General features: G+C 64.5%; 23 protein-coding genes and 2 pseudogenes. 15 read left to right on the forward strand and 10 right to left on the reverse strand.

Going from position 1 to position 19,472, the window contains the following annotated elements:
- Positions 1 to 108, forward strand: a pseudogene (locus QJT78_RS53275) (IS21-like element helper ATPase IstB); the annotation flags it as partial.
- Between the two features lie 146 nt (positions 109 to 254).
- Here QJT78_RS53275 and QJT78_RS53280 read toward each other — a convergent pair.
- Positions 255 to 497, reverse strand: a pseudogene (locus QJT78_RS53280) (Arm DNA-binding domain-containing protein); the annotation flags it as partial.
- 453 nt (positions 498 to 950) lie between these two features.
- A complete protein-coding gene (locus QJT78_RS40595; RefSeq protein ID WP_193375982.1) occupies positions 951 to 1,118 on the reverse strand; it encodes a hypothetical protein in 168 nt (55 codons plus the stop codon).
- Positions 1,119 to 1,422: 304 nt separating this feature from the next.
- Between QJT78_RS40595 and QJT78_RS40600 the strand changes: the two genes are divergently transcribed.
- Entirely contained in the window at positions 1,423 to 1,614 is a 192-nt protein-coding gene (locus QJT78_RS40600) for a hypothetical protein (RefSeq protein WP_028150987.1), read from the forward strand.
- Positions 1,615 to 1,678: 64 nt separating this feature from the next.
- Here the strand turns inward: QJT78_RS40600 and QJT78_RS40605 are convergent, their stop codons facing one another.
- Positions 1,679 to 2,857, reverse strand: coding sequence for an OpgC domain-containing protein (locus tag QJT78_RS40605; RefSeq protein WP_028150986.1), 1,179 nt, complete (start codon positions 2,855 to 2,857; stop codon positions 1,679 to 1,681).
- Positions 2,858 to 3,115: 258 nt separating this feature from the next.
- Between QJT78_RS40605 and QJT78_RS40610 the strand changes: the two genes are divergently transcribed.
- The 3 genes from QJT78_RS40610 to QJT78_RS40620 all read left to right on the forward strand — a co-directional run bounded on the left by QJT78_RS40610 (position 3,116) and on the right by QJT78_RS40620 (position 4,769).
- On the forward strand, positions 3,116 to 3,421 hold the full coding sequence (locus QJT78_RS40610) for an ETC complex I subunit (protein WP_014495449.1): 306 nt from the start codon (positions 3,116 to 3,118) through the stop codon (positions 3,419 to 3,421).
- Between the two features lie 311 nt (positions 3,422 to 3,732).
- The gene (locus QJT78_RS40615; RefSeq protein ID WP_038944923.1) at positions 3,733 to 4,224 is read left to right on the forward strand and encodes an Lrp/AsnC family transcriptional regulator; all 492 of its coding nucleotides are present in this window, start codon (positions 3,733 to 3,735) and stop codon (positions 4,222 to 4,224) included.
- Positions 4,225 to 4,469: 245 nt separating this feature from the next.
- Positions 4,470 to 4,769 carry a DUF3551 domain-containing protein gene (locus tag QJT78_RS40620; RefSeq protein ID WP_028150984.1) on the forward strand — a complete coding sequence of 100 codons (300 nt, stop codon included), beginning with the start codon at positions 4,470 to 4,472 and terminating at the stop codon, positions 4,767 to 4,769.
- 75 nt (positions 4,770 to 4,844) lie between these two features.
- Here QJT78_RS40620 and QJT78_RS40625 read toward each other — a convergent pair whose 3' ends face one another.
- Positions 4,845 to 5,873, reverse strand: coding sequence for an AraC family transcriptional regulator (locus QJT78_RS40625; protein WP_028150983.1), 1,029 nt, complete (start codon positions 5,871 to 5,873; stop codon positions 4,845 to 4,847).
- A 102-nt stretch (positions 5,874 to 5,975) separates the two neighbouring features.
- On the opposite strand from QJT78_RS40625, the gene QJT78_RS40630 reads away from it, so the two are divergent.
- The 4 genes from QJT78_RS40630 to QJT78_RS40645 are packed head-to-tail and all read left to right on the forward strand — an operon-like array spanning position 5,976 to position 11,698.
- Positions 5,976 to 7,148, forward strand: coding sequence for an isovaleryl-CoA dehydrogenase (locus QJT78_RS40630; protein ID WP_028150982.1), 1,173 nt, complete (start codon positions 5,976 to 5,978; stop codon positions 7,146 to 7,148).
- 24 nt (positions 7,149 to 7,172) lie between these two features.
- A complete protein-coding gene (locus QJT78_RS40635) occupies positions 7,173 to 8,777 on the forward strand; it encodes a carboxyl transferase domain-containing protein (RefSeq protein ID WP_028150981.1) in 1,605 nt (534 codons plus the stop codon).
- 4 nt (positions 8,778 to 8,781) lie between these two features.
- Positions 8,782 to 10,785 carry an acetyl/propionyl/methylcrotonyl-CoA carboxylase subunit alpha gene (locus QJT78_RS40640; protein ID WP_281460541.1) on the forward strand — a complete coding sequence of 668 codons (2,004 nt, stop codon included), beginning with the start codon at positions 8,782 to 8,784 and terminating at the stop codon, positions 10,783 to 10,785.
- Between the two features lies 1 nt (position 10,786).
- The gene (locus QJT78_RS40645; RefSeq protein ID WP_028150979.1) at positions 10,787 to 11,698 is read left to right on the forward strand and encodes a hydroxymethylglutaryl-CoA lyase; all 912 of its coding nucleotides are present in this window, start codon (positions 10,787 to 10,789) and stop codon (positions 11,696 to 11,698) included.
- Between the two features lie 128 nt (positions 11,699 to 11,826).
- Here the strand turns inward: QJT78_RS40645 and QJT78_RS40650 are convergent, their stop codons facing one another.
- Genes QJT78_RS40650 through dctP form a run of 3 tightly spaced genes read right to left on the reverse strand, consistent with a single transcriptional unit; the run spans position 11,827 to position 14,755 of the window.
- Positions 11,827 to 13,185: a TRAP transporter large permease gene (locus tag QJT78_RS40650; RefSeq protein ID WP_028150978.1), complete on the reverse strand. Its 1,359-nt coding sequence runs from the start codon at positions 13,183 to 13,185 to the stop codon at positions 11,827 to 11,829.
- Positions 13,182 to 13,736 carry a TRAP transporter small permease gene (locus QJT78_RS40655; RefSeq protein ID WP_038944925.1) on the reverse strand — a complete coding sequence of 185 codons (555 nt, stop codon included), beginning with the start codon at positions 13,734 to 13,736 and terminating at the stop codon, positions 13,182 to 13,184. Before QJT78_RS40655 ends, QJT78_RS40650 begins: the two co-directional genes overlap by 4 nt.
- Positions 13,733 to 14,755 (reverse strand): TRAP transporter substrate-binding protein DctP, encoded by a 1,023-nt coding sequence (gene dctP / locus QJT78_RS40660; protein ID WP_028150976.1) that lies wholly within the window; start codon positions 14,753 to 14,755, stop codon positions 13,733 to 13,735. The genes QJT78_RS40655 and dctP overlap by 4 nt, the downstream gene beginning before the upstream one ends.
- A gap of 297 nt (positions 14,756 to 15,052) precedes the next feature.
- Between dctP and QJT78_RS40665 the strand changes: the two genes are divergently transcribed.
- Positions 15,053 to 15,295, forward strand: a complete 243-nt coding sequence (locus QJT78_RS40665) for a pentapeptide MXKDX repeat protein (protein WP_028150975.1) — start codon at positions 15,053 to 15,055, stop codon at positions 15,293 to 15,295.
- Positions 15,296 to 15,432: 137 nt separating this feature from the next.
- Here the strand turns inward: QJT78_RS40665 and QJT78_RS40670 are convergent, their stop codons facing one another.
- Positions 15,433 to 15,780: a DUF6481 family protein gene (locus tag QJT78_RS40670; protein ID WP_028150974.1), complete on the reverse strand. Its 348-nt coding sequence runs from the start codon at positions 15,778 to 15,780 to the stop codon at positions 15,433 to 15,435.
- Positions 15,781 to 16,047: 267 nt separating this feature from the next.
- Between QJT78_RS40670 and QJT78_RS40675 the strand changes: the two genes are divergently transcribed.
- The 3 genes from QJT78_RS40675 to QJT78_RS40685 all read left to right on the forward strand — a co-directional run bounded on the left by QJT78_RS40675 (position 16,048) and on the right by QJT78_RS40685 (position 17,544).
- Positions 16,048 to 16,275, forward strand: a complete 228-nt coding sequence (locus QJT78_RS40675; RefSeq protein WP_028150973.1) for a hypothetical protein — start codon at positions 16,048 to 16,050, stop codon at positions 16,273 to 16,275.
- A 70-nt stretch (positions 16,276 to 16,345) separates the two neighbouring features.
- Entirely contained in the window at positions 16,346 to 16,594 is a 249-nt protein-coding gene (locus QJT78_RS40680; RefSeq protein WP_028150972.1) for a hypothetical protein, read from the forward strand.
- Between the two features lie 173 nt (positions 16,595 to 16,767).
- Positions 16,768 to 17,544 (forward strand): hypothetical protein, encoded by a 777-nt coding sequence (locus tag QJT78_RS40685; protein ID WP_028150971.1) that lies wholly within the window; start codon positions 16,768 to 16,770, stop codon positions 17,542 to 17,544.
- Positions 17,545 to 17,643: 99 nt separating this feature from the next.
- Here QJT78_RS40685 and QJT78_RS40690 read toward each other — a convergent pair whose 3' ends face one another.
- Positions 17,644 to 17,802, reverse strand: coding sequence for a hypothetical protein (locus QJT78_RS40690; RefSeq protein WP_281460542.1), 159 nt, complete (start codon positions 17,800 to 17,802; stop codon positions 17,644 to 17,646).
- 189 nt (positions 17,803 to 17,991) lie between these two features.
- Between QJT78_RS40690 and QJT78_RS40695 the strand changes: the two genes are divergently transcribed.
- Together QJT78_RS40695 and QJT78_RS40700 are read left to right on the forward strand one after the other, a co-directional pair.
- Positions 17,992 to 18,144, forward strand: coding sequence for a hypothetical protein (locus QJT78_RS40695; protein ID WP_014495428.1), 153 nt, complete (start codon positions 17,992 to 17,994; stop codon positions 18,142 to 18,144).
- A gap of 257 nt (positions 18,145 to 18,401) precedes the next feature.
- A complete protein-coding gene (locus QJT78_RS40700; RefSeq protein ID WP_028150969.1) occupies positions 18,402 to 18,620 on the forward strand; it encodes a hypothetical protein in 219 nt (72 codons plus the stop codon).
- A gap of 147 nt (positions 18,621 to 18,767) precedes the next feature.
- On the opposite strand, the gene QJT78_RS40705 is transcribed toward QJT78_RS40700, so the two are convergent.
- Entirely contained in the window at positions 18,768 to 18,998 is a 231-nt protein-coding gene (locus QJT78_RS40705) for a hypothetical protein (protein ID WP_028150968.1), read from the reverse strand.
- Between the last annotated feature and the right edge of the window lie 474 nt (positions 18,999 to 19,472).

Genomic DNA, 19,472 nt, shown 5'->3' on the forward strand with positions numbered 1-19,472 from the left:
TCCGCTATCCCGGCCAGCTCCGACGAGACCAGCGCTACCAGCAAACCCCGCCGCGGAAAGGGGTCAAAATTGGACGCCGATGAAGGGTCAAATTTGCAAGCCGATTGACAGCCGGGGCGGGTCTCGGCCTTCTTTGCCTTGAGGTACTCGGCTGCCACGATCTGGAACGTATCGCTGGCGCGGGAGCGGCTCTCGACCTTTTCGCCCTGCGGGTCCTTGCCGTGCTTCACGTCGAGCGACATCTGCATCACGCGATCGCGGATGCCGAGGTTTGGAGTGCCGTCCTTGCCCTTCGAGGACTTGAAGCTCTCCGCTGTCGCTCGGCCGAGGGACATACGGCGCTGCTTCTCGCCGAGGGAATACTGGAACACCCAGTTCCGGGAGCCGCCCGCGCGGACGCGAAGCCCAAACCCAGGAATTTCATCGTCGAAAAAGATTTGATCGGTCTTTCCGGCATCGAGCCGGACGGTGGCAAAAGTCTTTGCAGTCAGCTTCATCGGACGCCCCTGGGAAGATCATGGGAAGATCGCGTCTGCTCACGAGCGCTCATGAACGCTCGCTGTGACTGCTGGTATCTCAATGATTTGAGTAGTTTGCAAGAGTGAAAGCGGCGCTGTGCACCGCCTTGCTCACTCCTGCTCGTCGGGAGGTCTGTTTTGGGTACTGCAGGTCGTTGGTTCGAATCCAGCTGCCCCGACCAGTCCCGAGGTTGAAGCTCCTTCAATTCTCTCGATATTGCGCCGCGCTCATCCCGTTCCGTTGCCGCCGCCGACGATCAGATTGGCGAGACGATCCACGCGAAATGGACCGACGCAGAATTCGCAAAATTGCTTCGAACCCTTTGGCTGTCGCCATAGACATATGAGCATTGGGGATTTCAGCGCCCAATGCCTAAACGGACGCCGCCAAGCGATGATATTCCGCTTGAGCGGCGTCGCGCTATTCCGGGATCAGTTCGTCGCGTACCAGCCGAGCGGAAACGGCAGGAACGGCCACGCCAGATGATTGTCGTTGGCCGCCTTCGGCGGTTCAGAGGCGGATGTCTTGACTGTCTCGATGCGCGGCGCAGGCGGCACGGAGCGCACCGCCAGGCGCAAACGTCCACATTGCATATTCATTGTGGTGCCCCAGTCAGCAAGTCATTTGAAAAATGAAAATCAGTTCGCAATTGCCACGCGTCCAAAACGGCGCGCTCATTCTCAAATTGTGCACGCATCATAGAAAGATCGGCGCCGACTTTCAACGGGTCTTGGCAGGTACCCACGAGGGGTAAGGTTGACCGGTTAGGTTAAGCACGAGTGGTTGTTGCGGCTGCCTTCGTGGCTGATATCAGGTCGGCAAGGCTCGCGATGGGGTTCCTGCAATCGGTGCTCACACAGGTCACAGTTCGTCGCGGCGGTCATATCCTGTGAGTTTTGCGTCATGTCTTTCGATCGCAACGTCCGAACCGTCCATCCGCAGTCGAGCTGGACCGAGATCTGGCACCTCTGGACCGTGATCGTGCCGCGCCGCTCGATCAACGGGCAGCTCGTCTATGGAAAGGTCTGGCGCCGGCACGACGGCCGCGACTGGATCTACAAGAAGTTCACCGAGTACGACAGCGAGGCGGCCTGAGCCGGCTCCGCTGCCGCAACTGGAATCCAGCGCCCCGTTCCGATTCACCGGAACGGAAATGGCTCTAGGCGGCCTTTGCAGGCGAGGCGGCCGCAGGTTTGGGCGGCGGCGGCTTCAACGGCTTGTCCTGCTTTTTCGACCAGGAAATGTAATAGGCCACCGTCGTCATGATCGCGATGCCGGCGATGCTGACGAAGATCTGCGCGAACAGCGAGCCCGAGCTCATCGACAGCTCGAAATGGCCGACGAAGGACAGGAACACGCCGACGCAGAACACGGCGAGCGACTGCTGGCCGCAGACGATCAAGGGATCGAACACCTTCCACTCCAGGCCCGGCCAGTCCTTCGGCACGAAGCGGATCACCAGGATCACGATCACGACGAAATGGAGGAAGCGGTAGGGCGCAAGGTTGGTCTTGTCGTTGGGGTTGAAGGCCGAGAACAGCCACCCCGGGAACATGCCGCCGAGGGTGGGGAAGCGGCCGGCCATGGTCATGACCAGCGCGAAGGCGAGATAGCCGAGGCACAGCCACAGCGTGATGGGCGAATTGATCACGGCTCCCGAACGCCGGGCGCCGCCCATCGCGCACCAGGCACCGAACACGAACAGCACCTGCCAGCAATAGGGGTTGAAGTACCACTGGCCGGCCGGATAGGCCGTCAGATTCCAGCCGAAGTGGCGCGCGGCGAGCCACAGCACGATGGACAGCGCCATCGTCAGGTCGGGCTTGCGCAGCATGAACCACAGCACCGGCGGAAACAGCCCCATCAGCACGATGTAGAGCGGCAGCACGTCGAGATTGAGCGGCTTGAAGCGCAGGAACAGACCCTGCCGCAGTGTCTCGGTCGCGTTGTCGACGAGGCCGGCGACGTTGAACTCGTTGATCATGTCGGAGTCGCCGAAGCGCAGCGCCAGATAGCTGATCGAGGCGATGTAGATCACGAACAGGATGATGTGGGCGACGTAGAGCTGCCAGACCCGCTTGGTCAGCCTCGTGGCGCCGACGATGAAGCCGCGCTCGAGCATCATTCGCGCATAGACGAAGGAAGCGGTGTAGCCGGAGATGAAGACGAACAGGTCGGCGGCGTCGGAAAAGCCGTAGTTGCGCGTGGTGATCCAGTTCACCACGTTGTCGGGGATATGGTCGAGGAAGATCGCCCAGTTCGCGATGCCGCGAAACAGGTCGAGCCTGAGGTCACGGCCCTTTTCGGGAAGCGTGGCGTTGATGTTCAGGAAGGCCATGCGACGGAAGCTTTCGGAGGGGGCGGATACGCTGGTGTCGGCGAGACAGGGCCGCCGGGCGGGATCCCGGCGCGGAAGGCGGGTACGCAATTGTCACGGTGCAGCATAATGACTATACCCGTCGGCAAGGCACCCCCGGGGGACCGGAATCACCGATCAGTTCCCAAAAGGTGTCTCTATACTATGCCCGCGGTTTCCACCAACTGCTACCGTGACGCATCGAAATCGAACGAAAAGACCAAGAGGCCCGGACCACCCATGACCGCACGCATTTTCAAGCCCGCCAAGAACGCGATGCAATCCGGCCGGTCCAAGACCAAGGAATGGCAGCTGGATTACGAGCCGGAGCAGCCGCGTTCGGTCGAGCCGCTGATGGGCTGGACCTCGTCCGGCGACATGAAGCAGCAGATCACGCTGCGCTTCCACAGCAAGGAAGAGGCGGTCGCCTATTGCGAGCGCAAGGGCATCGCCTATCAGGTGATCGAGCCGCAGGATTCGATCCGCCGCCCGGTCGCCTATGCCGACAATTTCTCGTTCCGGCGCGGCGAGCCCTGGACGCATTGAGTCGCGGCTCGCTGCTCCGACTTCATACGACGTGATTTACTCATCATGCCCGGGCCTTGTCCCGCCTGCGCGGCCGAAGCCGCTTCGGCGAGGCGAAGGCCCGGGCATCGACGTCTTTGGGGCCGAGTGAAAGAGCGCGGATGGCCGCGACAAGCCCTGACAGGACGGCGGGGGTACCCCGCCCGCAGACATGACGTCGCGTCCGATGACCCCGATCCACGGACCAGCTTTTGCGCCGGGTTCCGGCCCCTTGGCAGCGATTCCGCCGCGTGCTTCGCTGACGTCATGATGGGATCATGGCGAGGTGGGGGATGGCGGGGCGTGACCAGCTCGACGGCGTCGATCTGAAGATACTCTCCGAGCTGCAGCAGGACGGTCGGGTGCGCAACAACGAGCTGGCACTGCGGGTCGGCGTGTCCGCGCCCAATTGCCTGCGGCGGCTGAAACTGCTGTTCAGCCGCGGTGTGATCCGGGCGGTCCGCGCCGTCATCGACGAGCGGCTGCTCGGCTATGAAGTGGTTTCGTTCGTCTCGATCCAGCTCGTGAGCCAGGCCCAGCCGGTGCTGGAGGCGTTCGAGAGCTCGATTGCCGCGATCCCGCGCATCCAGCAGTGCTGGCGGATTTCGGGCGACACCGACTACCTGCTGAAATGCGTCGCGCCGAGCGTCGAGAGCATGCGCCAGCAGCTGCTGCATTTCGCCGCGATGCCTGATGTGAGGAACGTCCGCAGCTTTCCGGTGCTGGGCGTCGCGAAGGATGTGCCGCTGCCGTTACAGGATGTCGTGGCGGCGTCGGCGGGATAGGCGATGGCCCCAGACAGCGAGCTGCGCTCCTCGCGACCCGCCCGCCGATTCAGAAAAGCCGAAGCGAGGGGCGCCCGTTTTACATGAATAACTCACCTAACTGTGACATGTGATTTACGAAGCCCTGCAATGCGCTGGATCGTGATTTCCGGCGTGAGGCGTTGGCCTACATGCGAGGTGTGAGCCTCAGCGTGCGTCGCATGCTGGGGATGCTTTTGTGGGACCCTGAAGCAGGAAAAGACAACATGACCTCGACCTCGAAGACCTTCGTCGCATCCGCTGCGACGCTGTTCGCCTCTGCGTTTCTCATGATGACCGCGCCCGCCGCGAAGGCGGACGACTACTGCATCACCAACGGCGCCCAGGCTGCACACGGCTGCGGCTATCCGACGATGGAAGCCTGCCGGCAGGCGGCCGGCGGCATCGGCGGCATGTGCTCGCAGGCCGCCGGCGCGAAGACCAGCAACGACGCGCTCGCCTTCCAGCCGAAGCAGCCGCAGTCGCGTACCAAGGCTCGTCCGCGCAAGGATGCGTCCTCGAACTGAGTCACGATCGCCAATTCCGGCGTAAATGGTGCGGCCTCTGCGTTCGATCGCGGAGGCCGTGCTTGTTTGCAGGCCTCACCGATACCGGTCGCGAAATTCGCGCGGGCTAGCGCCGGTCCAGGTGCGGAAGGCGCGCGAAAAACTCTTCTCGTTGCGGAAGCCGGCGATCTCCGCGATCCGCTTGATGGGCGCCCGGCCGCGCATCAGCTCCTGCTTGGCGAGCTCGAACTTTGCCTCTTCCTTGAGATCGCGTAGCGAAGTCGCTTCCTCGCGCAGGCGCCGATGCATGGTGCGGGTGGAGAGCGCTAGTTCGCTTGCGACATCCTCGGCGCCGAGGATGCGTCCGCGTGCATTGCGCAGCACGCGGCGGACGCGCTCGACCAGCAGCCGGTCACGCCGGTAGGGCAGCACGGTGAGCCGCAGCGCGCCCTTGAGCATGCTGTCGAGATCGGCGGGGCTGCGGGTCAGCGGCAGAGAGAGATAATGTTTGTCGAAGACGATGCGGGCGCCGTCCGCATCAAAGCTCAAATGCCTGCAGAAGATCGTCGGATAGACCGAGACGTGGCCCGGCTCGGAATGGGGAAACTCGGCCGCACGCAGCGCGATCGCGGAATCGACGGCCCAGCAGGAGAAGCCGAGGACATAGCGGAGCAGGGTGACCAGGCAGAATTCACGCAACGGGCCAAGGTCGCGCTGTTCGCGAATGGAGATGGTCGCGGTCTCATCACCAAGCGAGAGCTCGAACAGCACGTCCTCGGTCAGCAGGCGATGATGCCGGCACCAGCGCTTTAGCGCGACTTCGAGATTGGGGGCCGTGATCGAGGCGCGGCACAGCATGCCATAGGTTCCCCAAGGCAGCCGGCGCGAGAACCAGCCGAGCGCCTCGTCGTCGAGCTCGCGCATGGCGTGGCCGGCCAGCGCCTCGAACTGGGCCGCCGTCACCCGTCCGTCCCGGGATCGAACAAGGTCCTCGGTGACCTGCCCCTTGCCCAAGGCTTCGGCCGGATCCCGCCCGTAAAGGGCATAAGCGGCAACCACGCCGCGGACGAAGGCGGCTGGGGTCATGGCGCGGCGGGGCGTCGCGGTCGCGGCTTGAAAGGGCATGAAAAATCCTCGCCAAACTTGGCGGAAAATGCAACCTTTTCGACCACTAGGACGCCCGGGCAGGGGTAGGTTCGGACCCGACAAGAATACGGAGGAATCGCCTTGAACATCCCGAGCATCGATTTCGATCTGGGCGAAGACATCAGCATGCTGCGCGACACGCTGCGCGCCTTCGTGGAGGCGGAGATCGCCCCGCGCGCCGCCGAGATCGAGAAGGCCAATCTGTTCCCGGCCGACCTCTGGAAGCGCTTTGGCGACCTCGGCCTGCTCGGCATGACCGCGCCGGAGCAATATGGCGGCTCCAGCATGGGTTATCTCGCCCATATCGTCGCCATGGAGGAGATTTCGCGGGGCTCCGCCGCCGTGGGGCTGTCCTACGGCGCCCATTCCAACCTCTGCGTCAACCAGATCCGCCGCAACGGCAACGACGCGCAGCGCGCGCGCTATCTGCCAAAGCTGATCTCCGGCGAATATGTCGGCGCGCTCGCGATGTCCGAGCCCGGCGCGGGCTCCGACGTCGTTTCGATGAAGCTGCGCGCCGACAAGCGCGGCGACCGCTACGTCCTCAACGGCTCGAAGATGTGGATCACCAACGGCGGCGACGCCGACGTGCTGGTCGTCTATGCCAAGACCGATCCGGAGGCAGGCCCGCGCGGCATGACCGCCTTCCTGATCGAAAAGGGCTTCAAGGGTTTCACCCACGGCCAGCATCTCGACAAGCTCGGCATGCGCGGCTCCAACACCTATCCGCTGTTCTTCGACGAATGCGAGGTGCCCGGGGAGAACGTGCTCGGCAAGGTCGGCGAGGGCGTCAAGGTGCTGATGTCCGGCCTCGATTACGAGCGCACGGTGCTGTCTGGCGGACCGCTCGGCATCATGGCGGCCTGCATGGACGCCGTGGTGCCCTACATGCACGAGCGCAAGCAGTTCGGCCAGCCGATCGGCGACTTCCAGCTGATGCAGGGCAAGCTCGCCGACATGTATGCGACCTGGCAGTCGGCGCGCGCCTATGTCTATGCGGTCGGGCGCGCCTGCGACCGCGCCGACCACGCCCGCACGTTGCGCAAGGATGCGGCCGCCGCGATCCTCTATTCCGCGGAGAAGGCGACGTGGATGGCGGGCGAGGCGATCCAGGCGCTGGGCGGCGTCGGTTATACCTCCGAATTTCCGGTCGGACGTCTCTGGCGGGACGCAAAACTCTACGAGATCGGCGCCGGCACCTCGGAGGTGCGTCGCATGCTGATCGGCCGCGAGCTGATGTCCGAGACGGCCTGAAACCTTCACCTCATTGGAATCAACATGCCGCTCCATTCCAGCATCGATACGTCTTCATCGGACTTTGCGCGCAATTCCGAGGCCATGCGCGGACTTGTCGCGGACTTGCGCGAAAAACTGAGCCAGGTCGCCGGCGGCGGCGGCGAGGTCTCGCGCAACCGCCACACCTCGCGCGGCAAGATGCTGGCGCGCGAGCGCGTCGACCTGCTGGTCGATCCCGGCACCTCGTTCATGGAGCTGTCGCCGCTGGCGGCGTACGGCCTCTATGGCGGTGACGTGCATTCGGCGAGCGTCATCACCGGCGTCGGGCGTATCGCGGGCCGCGAATGCGTGATCGTCGCCAACGACGCCACCATCAAGGGCGGCACTTACTATCCGATGACGGTGAAGAAGCATCTGCGCGCGCAGGACGTGGCGCGGCAGAACAATCTTCCCTGCGTCTACATGGTCGATTCCGGCGGCGCGTTCCTGCCGCTCCAGGACGAGATCTTTCCGGACGAGCGCCATTTCGGCCGCATCTTCTACAACCAGGCCCAGATGTCGTCGCAGAGCATCCCGCAGATCGCGATCGTGATGGGCTCCTGCACCGCCGGCGGCGCCTACGTCCCCGCGATGTCGGACGAGAGCATCATCGTCCGCAACCAGGGCACCATCTTCCTCGGCGGCCCGCCGCTGGTGAAGGCCGCGACCGGCGAGGTGGTGAGTGCGGAGGAGCTCGGCGGCGCCGATGTGCATTCGCGGCAGTCGGGCGTGACCGACCACTACGCCCAGAACGATGCCCATGCGATCGGCATCGCCCGGCGCATCGTCGGCACGCTGAAGCCGTCGGTGCGGCCGAACCTCAACATGCACAAGCCGCGCGATCCGCTGTTTGCGGCGGAAGAGATCTACGGCGTGGTGCCGGTCGACGGCCGCAAGCCGTTCGACGTGCGCGACATCGTCGCCCGCATCGTCGACGGCTCGGAGTTCGACGAGTTCAAGAAGCTCTACGGCACGACGCTGGTCTGTGGCTTCGCCCACATCTGGGGCTATCCGGTCGGCATCATCGCCAACAACGGCATCCTGTTCAGCGAGAGCTCGCTGAAGGGGGCGCATTTCATCGAGCTGTGCTGCCAGCGCGGCATTCCCCTGGTGTTCCTGCAGAACATCACGGGCTTCATGGTCGGCAAGAAATACGAGGCCGGCGGCATCGCGCGCGATGGCGCCAAGCTCGTTACGGCGGTGGCGACTGCCTCGGTGCCGAAATTTACCGTCGTGATCGGCGGCTCCTACGGCGCCGGCAATTACGGCATGTGCGGCCGCGCCTACTCGCCGCGCTTCCTCTGGATGTGGCCGAACGCGCGCATCTCGGTGATGGGCGGCGAGCAGGCCTCGATGGTGCTGAGCCAGGTCCGGCGCGACAATATCGAGGCCAAGGGCGATAGCTGGTCGAAAGAAGAGGAAGACAAGTTCCGCGAGCCTATCCGCGCGCAATATGAGAGCCAGGGGCACCCGTATTACGCGACCGCGCGCCTGTGGGACGACGGCGTGATCGACCCGGCCGACACGCGCCTCGTGCTCGGCCTCGGCCTTTCCGCGGCGTCGAATGCGCCGATCGAGCCCACGAAATTCGGCCTGTTCAGGATGTGATGCGATGGACCGTTCAATGCTCTACCGGCGTTTTCGCACGCTCCTGATCGCCAACCGCGGCGAGATCGCCTGCCGCGTCATCCGCACCGCGCGAGCCATGGGCCTGCGCACGGTCGCGGTCTATTCCGAGGCCGACCGCGACGCGATGCATGTCGCGCTCGCGGATGAAGCCGTGCTGCTCGGTCCGGCGCGGGCACGCGACAGCTACCTCAGTGTCGAGCGGCTGATCGAGGCCGCGCGAAAGACCGGCGCGGAGGCCGTCCACCCGGGCTACGGGTTCCTGTCCGAAAATGCCGAGTTCGCGCGGGCGTGCCTGGAGGCAGGCCTGGTGTTTGTCGGTCCCACCGCCGCGATGATGACGGCGATGGGCTCGAAGTCCGGCTCCAAGGCGCTTATGGAGAAGGCCGGCGTGCCGCTGGTGCCCGGCTATCACGGCGAGGCCCAGGACGACGCGACGCTTTCGAAGGCGGCGGACAAGATCGGCTTCCCCATCCTGGTGAAGGCATCCGCCGGCGGTGGCGGCCGCGGCATGCGCATCGTGCGCTCGGCGGACGAGCTTGGACCGGCGATCGTCAGCGCCAAGCGCGAAGCCAAGGCCGCGTTCGGCGACGACCGCATGCTGATCGAAAAATATGTCGACAATCCCCGCCACATCGAGGTGCAGATCATCGGCGACAGCCACGGCAATCTGCTGTCGCTGTTCGAGCGCGAATGCACGCTGCAGCGCCGGCACCAGAAGGTGATCGAGGAGGCGCCGTCGCCGACGCTCAATCCTGCCCAGCGCGAGACCGTCTGCGCCGCCGCGCGAAAGGCGGCCGGCGCGGTCAACTATGTCGGCGCCGGCACGATCGAGTTCGTCTCCGACGGCAAGGACGTGTTCTTCATCGAGATGAACACGCGTCTCCAGGTCGAGCATCCCGTGACCGAGCTGATCACTGGCATCGATCTGGTCGAGTGGCAGCTGCGCGTCGCCTTCGGCGAGGCGCTGCCGCTGAAGCAGGACGAGCTCCGGCTCAATGGCCACGCGGTCGAGGCGCGCGTCTACGCGGAAAATCCGACCAAGAACTTCATGCCGTCGGTCGGGAGGATCTCGACCTGGCGGCTGCCGGCGGAAACCGGCGGCTTGCGCATCGACCCCGGCTATCGCGAAGGCGATACGGTCTCGCCCTATTACGATGCCATGCTCGCAAAAATGATCGCGTGGGCGCCGACGCGGGACGTCGCGATCGAGCGGCTGAATCGCGGGCTACAAGACTCCGACGTCCGCGGCATCGTCACCAACATCCCGTTCCTGTCGGCGCTGATGACGCATCCGAAGGTGCGGACCAATGCGATCGATACCGGCTTCATCGAGCGCGAGCTGGCGGGCCTGACGCAGGTGCCGCCGGCACCCGGCGAGCTTGAGCTGTGCGCAGCAGTCGCCGCGATCATCAACGACGAGCGGCAGGCCGCGCAAGACGAGGCGGGTTCGCCCTGGCAGACCTTTGGCTGGCAGCCGGTCGGCCGCCGCCAGCGCTGCTTTGCCTTCCGCGTCGGCCATGGGCCTGAGCAGAAGATCACGCTGAACTACGGCAGCGGCCCGTCGACGCTGGTGACCGGTGACCGCGAGTTGGCGTTTGTCGTCGTGCCGAAGGATGGCGGCTTCGATCTGACGCTCGATGGCGTCAAGTCCTCGGTCGCCGCCGTGATCGACGGTCACGAGCTCTACTTGCGCACACGCAATGGCCGCTTCGACCTGCATTGGGTCGATCCGTTCGGCGGCGAGAGCGAAGAGCATGTCGGAGAGGACAAGATCGCGGCGCCCTTGCCGGGCACGGTGGTCGCCGTTCTGGCCGAGGAGGGCGCCAAGCTCGACAAGGGCGCGCCGATCCTCACCCTGGAAGTGATGAAGATGGAGCAGACGCTGCGCGCGCCCTATGCCGGCGTGCTGATATCGATCAAATGCAAGGTCGGAGACATCGTCCAGGAGGGTGTCGAGCTCGCCGTGGTCGAGCCATCTGGAGATTGAGATGAGCGATCCCGTCCGCATCATCGAAATGGGACCGCGCGACGGCCTCCAGAACGAGAAGACGCCCGTCAGCGTCGAGGCCCGCATCGCCTTCGTCGAGGCGCTCGTAGCCGCTGGCCTCACCACGGTCGAGGTCGGCGCCTTCGTTTCGCCCAAGGCGATCCCGCAAATGGCGAGCTCGGACGCCGTGCTGCGCGGCGTCAGCCACGTCAAGGGCGCCGAATTCCACGTTCTGGTGCCGAACGAGAAGGGCTATGACGCCGCGCGCGCTGCCGGCGCGCAAGTCGTCTCCGTGTTCGCGGCGGCCTCGGAAGGGTTTTCGCGCGCCAATATCAACTGCACGGTCGCGGAGTCCATTGAGCGCTTCAACCCGGTGCTGGCGCGCGCCAAGGCCGATGGCGTCAGGGTCCGCGGCTATATCTCCTGCGTGCTGGGCTGCCCGTTCGACGGCGAGATCAAGCCGAAGGCGGTCGCCGATCTCGCCAACACGCTGTGGGAGCTCGGCTGCTACGAGATCTCGCTCGGCGACACCATCGGTGTCGGCACGCCTGATAAGGCGAAGGAGATGCTGCGCGCGGTTAGCGCCAATATCCCGCCGGCAAAACTCGCGATGCATTTCCACGACACCTACGGCCAGGCACTCGCCAATCTCTATGCCGGCCTGGAGGAGGGCATCCGCGTCATCGATTCCGCCGCCGGCGGCCTCGGCGGCTGCCCCTACGCGCCGGGTGCGACCGGTAACGTCGCGACCGAGGACGTTGTCTACATGCTCGAAGGCATGGGCGTCAGGACCGGCGTCGACATGGACAAGCTGCTCGCGGCCACGAACGAGATGAGCGGCGTGCTGGGCAAGCCGCCCGTCAGTCGCGTGGCATCGGCGTTGAACGCGAAGAAGGAGCGCGCGGCTTCCTAGGATGGGCAAAGGCGCGTAGCGCCGCGCCCACCATCTCTCGGCGATTGAATCTGCGAATGGTGGGCACGCTTCCGCCTTCGCTCTTCGAGCTACGGCGGACAAGTCGCTTTGCCCACCCTACGGCAGCATCACCTGCTCCCGTCCGGCCCCATCACCAGGTCCGGCAGGCCGGTCGAGATTCCCGGGAAGAAGCACAGCAGCAGCACCGCCAGCATCATCAGCAGGACAAAGGGCAGGGTGCCCCAGATCACCTCGCGGAGGGGAATATCCGGCGCGACGTTGCGGATGACGAAGATATTCAATCCCACCGGCGGGTGAATCAGCCCCATCTCCATCACGATGGTCATGACCACGCCGAACCAGATGATGTCGAAATTGGCAGCGCGGAGCGGCGGCAGGATGATCGGCGCGGTCATGAGAATAATGGAGACCGGCGGCAGGAAGAAGCCGAGCACGACGACCATGACGAGGATCGCGAACAGCAGCTCCCAGCGCGGCAGATGCATCGCGACGATGGATTCGGCGACCGATTGCGAGATGTGCAGATAGCTCATCACGTAGGAATAGAGCAGCGACATGCCGATGATCATCATCAGCATGGTCGATTCCCGGATCGTCGACATCATGATCGGCGCAAGATCGCTCGGCCGCCACACGCTGTAGATCGCCGCGATCAGCGCCAGCGCGAGGAGGCCGCCGAGGCCGGCGGTTTCCGACGGCGTGGCGTAGCCACCATAGAGCGCGATCATGACGCCGGTGAGCAGCAGCACGAAGGGGATGACGCGCGGCAGCACGCTGAAGCGTTCGGCCAGCGTGTATTCGTCGCGGGCCAGGATCGCAGCCTCAGGCCCGCCGTTCTTGTAGATCGCTTCGGCAGCGGCATATTCCTGGCGGAAGCGGATCACCGCATAGGCGCCGAACAGCGAGACCAGCAGCAGGCCGGGGCCGATGCCGGCCAGGAAGAGCCGGCCGAGCGATTTTTCGGCGGCGACCGCGAACAGGATCATCGTGATCGAGGGCGGCAGCAGAATGCCGAGCGTGCCGCCGGCGGCGATGATGCCGGCGGCAAAACCGCCGGAATAGCCGCGCTTGCGCATCTCGGGGATGCCGGCCGATCCGATCGCCGAGCAGGTCGCAGGGCTGGAGCCCGCCATCGCCGCAAACAACGCACAGGCGAACACGTTGGCGACGCCCAAACCACCGGGGACGCGATGCAGCCAGGCATGCAGGGCCGAATAGAGATCCTGGCCGGCGCGCGATTTACCGATCGCAGCGCCCTTCAGGATGAAGAGCGGGATCGACAGCAGCGTGATCGAGGCCATTTCCTCGTAAACGTTCTGCGTCACCGTATCCAGGGACGCCGCCGGCATGTAGATGCCCATGAACACGACCGCGACCGCGCCGAGCGCGAACGCGATCGGCATGCCTGAGAACATCACGACCAGCGTCGCGATACCGTAGGCGAGGCCGATACCGAAAACGCTCATGGACGCCTTGCTCCTGCGAAAGGCAGCGCAAGCTGCACGAGGATCTGGATGCAGAGCAGGCTCATCCCGAGCGCCATCAGCGAATAGGGAATGGCGAGCGGCGGCGACCACATCGAGTTCGAGACCTGGCCGTCGACATAGGCTTCATGGGTCAGCGTCCAGGACTTCCAGGTGAAGAAGGCGCAGAACAGGAATGTCGCGGCATCGACCAGCCAGAGCCTGATCCGGTTCGCGAGCGGCGACAGCAGGCCGACAAAGGCCTCGATGCCGATATGGCCGCGCTTCTGCTGCACATAGGCCGCCGTCATGAAGGTGGCGCCGACCAGGAGGAATACGGCGGCCTCGTCCTGCCAGTAATTGGCGGCCTTGAACAGAGCGCGGCTTAGTACGCTGTAGCTCAGGATGGCGCAGGCCGCGATTAGCGCGATCGCTGCGAACACGACGATGATGCTGTTGAGGATGGCGAGACCGCGATCGATCGCCGCCGCAGGGCCGGTCCTTGCGGCAGCGTTCGCCCGGTCGTCACGATCCGGAAGCGGACCGTGGCTCATGCGCCGACGTCGGAGGCGAGCTTGAGCAGCTTTGCGGCCGTCGCGGTCTTGGCGCCGTAGTCCTTCCACGCGGTGTCGCGGGCGATGTCGCGCCACTTGCCGACGGTGGCGGCATCGAGCGCACTGACCTTGGCACCGGCCTTCTCGTAGACCTTGGCGACTTCGACATCGTCGTCCTGCGCGCCCTTGCGGCCGAAGGCTTCGAGCTCGGTCCCGACCGCGAGCAGGATGTCCTGCTGGTTCTTCGGCAGCTTGTCGAAGATCACCTTCGACATCATCAGCGGCTCGAGCATGAACCAGTAGGAGGCGCCCGCACCCGAGGTCAGCGACTTCGCGACTTCTTCGAGCCGGAACGAGATCAGGCTGGTCGAGGAGGTGATGCCGGCATCGCAGGCGCCGGTCTGCATCGCCGCGTAGATTTCGTTCGACGGCACCGAGAGCACCGAGGCGCCGGCGGTCTGGAGCACCATGTCCATCTCGCGCGAGCCGCCGCGCACCTTCATGCCCTTGGCATCTTCAGGGGCGACGATCGGCTTGGAGCGGCTGGCGACGCCGCCGGCCTGCCACACCCAGGTGAGCAGGATGATGCCCTTGTCGGCGAGGAAGTCGGAGAGCGCCTTGCCGACCGGCTCCTTCTTCCAGCGCATGCCCTGGTCGTAGGTGGTCACAAGGCCCGGCATCAGGCCGATATTGGTCTCCGGCAGCTCGCCACCGGCGTAAGGCATCGGATAGAGGCTGATGTCGAGCGCGCCCTTGCGCATCGCGGAGAACTGCGCGTTGGTCTTGATCAGCGAGGAGTTCGGATAGATTTCCGCAGCGATGTCGCCGTTGCTGCGCTTGGCGACTTCAGCCGCGAACATGCGGCAGAGCCGGTCGCGGAAGTCGCCCTTGTCGATGGTCCCTCCCGGGAATTGATGCGAGATCTTCAGCGTGGTCGCGGCATGCGCGGTCCCAGTGCCGAAACGAAGAATGGCGGGTGCGGCGACGGCGGTCGCGATCAGATGACGGCGCGTGAGCATGGTGTATCCCCTTGGACGGCCCTTGGCCGGTTCTTGTTTGGTGTGAGGTGGGCTGGGTCCTTGAGACCAGCGCATAGGTCCATCCTAGCCGGTCTCTCACCCAATATTCTCTCATCTGATAGTTCGAGACCGAATGCCGCGGCAAGTGCCGACCTTGCTGCAGTGCACACTGAGCGTCCGCGCAGGCGGCCCGCAGAAATTTTGTCAATGGGCGCGTAACAACGCCAGCGGGCAATCCGTCGAGATCAGATAGCGGCGTCCGTCGCTGACAAACACCATCTCGAAGGGAAATCACTCATGACCATTCGCACCCGCATCGTGCTCGGCGTCTCGGCTGCCGCTCTGTCGCTTGGCCTCGCGCTGTCGCCGGCCGCTTTTGCCCAGGACAAGATGGGCAAGGACGACGGCATGATGAAGAAGGACACGATGTCCAAGGACGGCATGAAGAAGGACACCATGTCCAAGGACGACGGCATGAAGAAGGACCACATGTCGAAGGACGGGATGAAGAAAGACGACGGGATGATGAAGAAGAACTGATCTTCCGCCGTCGTCGCGCCGTCTGCGAAGGCAGACACACGCTTGAAAGTCCGAGGGCGGTCACAAGGACCGCCCCCAGCGATGTTTCAGTTCAACTTCACTTGAACGCGACGTGAGTTGAACGTGACTTGTGAACGCTACTTCCGCTTGGCCTTTCGGGCCGCGTAGCGGGCGTCGCGCTTGGCCTTTTGCTCGGCCTCGATTTCAGCCTGCTTGGCGATCGCTTCTTCCGCTTCGCGGGCGATACGCGCGGCTTCGGCCGCTGCAGCTTCTTCCGCAATACGCTTCTGCTCGGCCTTCTCGGCTTCGCGCGCGGCCTTTGCCTCTGCGCGCTTGGCCGCGAGCGCCTCGCGCTCAGCACGACGTGCCGCCACCGCCGGATCATCCAGCCCGGGCTGCGACTTGAATTTGTTCAAAAGATTTTTGCGCGCGTCCTGCGCTGCCTTTTGCCGGTCTGCGAAGCCGGGTTCCCTGAATCCACTCATCGACGAGCCTTGTCTTCCTCGCTTCCGATCTTACATCATTGCCTGTTGGTACGTCGGCTGGGCATAGCGGGCGCCGCGCGACGCAGAAGCGTGTACATCGGCGCGCGTCGCGAAGCCACCCATAATCGCAGCCGATCAGGTAGACGAAAAATCGCCACCCCCGACGATCTCTCGTAGCCCCGAAAAACTGCCGAATTGTGATGTCCTTCATAGAGGACCACACGGAGCGGCGCCTAGCGTCCGCCCGGTACGAGACGGAGCACGGGCATGATGATCTCAAGACTGAGCCCGAAGGCGCTCGCAATCGCAGTCGCGGTGGTCGCCTTGGCTGGCGTCGCACTGTTGCTCGCCCGCCCGAAGCCGATCGAAAGTGCCGTCCTCGGCGCGGATTGGGAATGCACCCAGACCGCATTCTTGCTGACGACCTGCGCACCGCGGGCCACACCGGCGGTCGAAACCTCGCGCAAGGATGCGATCCGGCAGACCCGGGGCTGAACGATCGACCGGGATGTGACGCGACGTCGCAGAGGTGGTAAAGCCGGCTCACCCCTGCGATCGGCTAGCCATGTCCAAGTCTGAGTCCAAGTCCGAATCCAAGTCCGAATCCAAGCCCGAACCGGGCAAAAAGCCCAAATCCCTCGCAAAACCTCAATCCGGCGACAACCGTCGTGGCGCGATTGCCGGATTGATCATTGCGCTCGTGATCCTCGGTGTCGGCTGGTGGCTCGCCCGCGATCTCACCGCGGCCAGCAAGATGCAGGACTGCCTGATGTCGGGGCGGACCAACTGCAATGTGATCGAGCCGGCGCGCTAGAGCGGTTCCGCCGCGCCCCCAGGGCCGAAAATTGCCGCGATCTTAATCATTTGTAACGGGACTTAGCCGACCAAAGCAGGTCAGTTATGTCCGCCGGCATCAGCCAGGCGCGAGGCGAATCGTCTATCGCGCTAGGCACCACGGCAATCGCGAGAGTAGGGGGTCAAGCACGCATGAGTGCGTCCAGCCGCATGAAGATCATTATTCCCTTGGTTTCGGCCATGTCCCTTGTCGCGCTTTCGGCGCCGGCACAGGACTCATTGCCGCCGAGACCCCAGGCCCAGCCGCCTGCGGGGCCGGGCGCGGGCGCGCCGCCCCAGAACAATCAGAGCATGCGCAAGGGCCCCCCGCCGCAGCAGGCGGCCCGGCCCGCGCAACAGCCCGGCGGCCAGCCCCACGCCGGCGGTCCCGGTCCCGGCCCGCACGGAGCCGGCGGCCCGCCGCCCGGCCGAAATTTCGCCAGGGGCCCCGCACCGGAGCGCGACTGGGGCGGACACGCCTATCGCGGCAATCGCGCCTGGGATGGCGGGCGCTGGCGCCACGAGGTCCGCAACGGCCGCTCCGGCTGGTGGTGGGACGTCGGCGGCGTCTGGTACTATTATCCGCAGCGGATGGCCGGCCCGCCGGGCTACATCTCCGAGGATTACATCGACGACATGCCGGTGGCCTACGCCCCGGCGCCACCTCCCGTCGCCTACGAACCGCCGCCGCCTCCGCCTGATCCCGGCGCAAGCGCGCTTGGCGGCGCCATCGTCGGCGGCGTGCTGGGCGGCCTGATCTCGGGCAACGCCTCGGGTGCGGCTGCGGGTGCCGTGATCGGCGGCGCCACCGGCGCGATCGCCGGCGCCACGGCTGCCTCGCGCCCCGGCTATTATCTGGCCCAGGGCAATTGCTACTACCGCTATCCGAGCGGCCAGTATGTGCAGGCCGATCCTCGCGCCTGTTACTGAGGCTTCAGGCAAAGTCTGAAACAAAGAGGCGGGCGCAGGCCCGCCTCTTTTTGTCGGGGCAGCGTAAGTTTGCTGGCGCGATACTGATCGCTTCGCGCGTCACACCAGCCAGTTGAAGAACGCGAGCGCGGCCCAGACCAGGCCTGCGCTCCAGGCCAGCATCACGATACCGATGGTGGCAAGAAACGTGGTGCCGATCAGGTCGGGCCTCGCGCGTCGTGTCGGGACGTGAGCCTCGGCTGCTGCTTCCTGTGTCATGATGGACCACCCATGCCCTCTCGCGGCGATGCGAGCGGTTGAAGCGATGTTTAGCCGAGACGCCGGGGGCAGGCTGTGACGCAGTTCACAGATGCGTCCTGGGGAGCCGGACGACGAGAAAACCACCCCGCATTCATACGGACGAAATTGCCATGCGCCCGTCCATATCGGTCGGTTAGGTTCGGCCTCATGTGTCCCAAGTACGACCCACAGCACGAAGCCGAGGCGGCGATGAAGCGGGCCGCGGCGTCCGCCGACGGCGCCGACCGGCAGAGGCTGATCCAACTGGCTCTGGCCTGGCATCAGCTCGCCCGCGACCGGCGCGACGAGCAGACGGACTAATCGCATCCTCTGCGAGATCTCGCGGCAATGGCCGGCCGAGGTCGGGACGCTGGTGGCCTGCATGAGAAAGCCCCGTGCTCGGGGGGGACAAGCACAGGGCCCTTCAAAGCCGACCGGGGCTGGCGGGTCGGCACCACTCCATTACGTTGCAGCCAACGTGCTGGTCGTGATCTCATTCCGCGGCGCTGCGCATTTCGTCGCGCCGGACTGACGTTGCGCGGTCAGGAACATCCGTTCTCCGCCGACGTTGGCCGGCTATGACAGACCCCGAATTGCGCGCGCAGTCTTTCGAGATCGCCTGGAAATATCTCGACCAATCCGGGCTGCTCACCGGCGATCCCAATGATTCAGCCCGCTTCATCCTGAACAGAATCGATCGCATGATGCTGCGCGGCGAGCGGCGCAGGCTGCTGCTGTCAAACGCCGCGATCGACGCGTACCGGTTGCGGCCCGTGCTCGTGACCTTGGATGCGTGAACGAACCGAGCGAGCGAAACGCGGCATTAACAAATGCGCGCCGCCGATTTTTGCGATGACGATTCGTGCTTTTGGAGCGAAGCGGAGTCGGACCGTGAACAAACGAAATGCCGCTTAGGCGTCGGCTGATCTGGTGCTGCACCTGACTCAATCGATCGCCAGGCAGTGCTCCAAGTATGGCTCCAAGTCCGCTTTCTGGCGGCTTGGACGCGCCCAGGCCTGAATAGCAAAGGCGAGTTGATGCTGACTGGCCGCTGCGTCCGCAATGGAAGCCCGCGCCGTCTCGATGCGCCGTGTGATCACGCTGGAGTTCACGACGCCGGCATCGATTGCCAAATACGACATCGCGATCACGGCAACCGCAGATGCGATAGCCATTCTCGTCCACTCGGTTGGCAGCATCGAATTCCCTATCGGGCGCACGTCGCCCGGCGCATAGATAGGGTTCGTCTGTCCGGTTCAAAGACCGGGGCGAGGGTACCCACGTATTCGTGAAGTAAGAGGATTGGTAACTGTGCGTCCGTCACGTCGATCGAGCGGCGCCGCAATTCCGGCAGCGCGAATCGAAATCGTCCACGGGATCGACGAGAACAGCGAGGCTCTTGAAGACGTCTCCGGTGAGCGGGCGGCCGATACCGCAAGTCGGCTCCATCGGCCTCGTCAATCCAGTGATGACTGGCGATCCCAGCAGGACTCGAACCTGCAACCCGCGGAGTAGAAAGCGTTTAGTCAGGCGGCGAATTCAGAGCTGGCCCCGGTTGTTTGGACAGCGCCCCGCTGGATTTAAGTGGATTCCTGCCGGGTTATGCTGAACGCGGGGCTTTACGGTTTTGTCGTTGCGTCGGGAGGGCG

It is taken from the genome of Bradyrhizobium sp. Mp27 (assembly GCF_029953005.1).
In the GTDB taxonomy this organism is placed as follows: domain Bacteria; phylum Pseudomonadota; class Alphaproteobacteria; order Rhizobiales; family Xanthobacteraceae; genus Bradyrhizobium; species Bradyrhizobium barranii.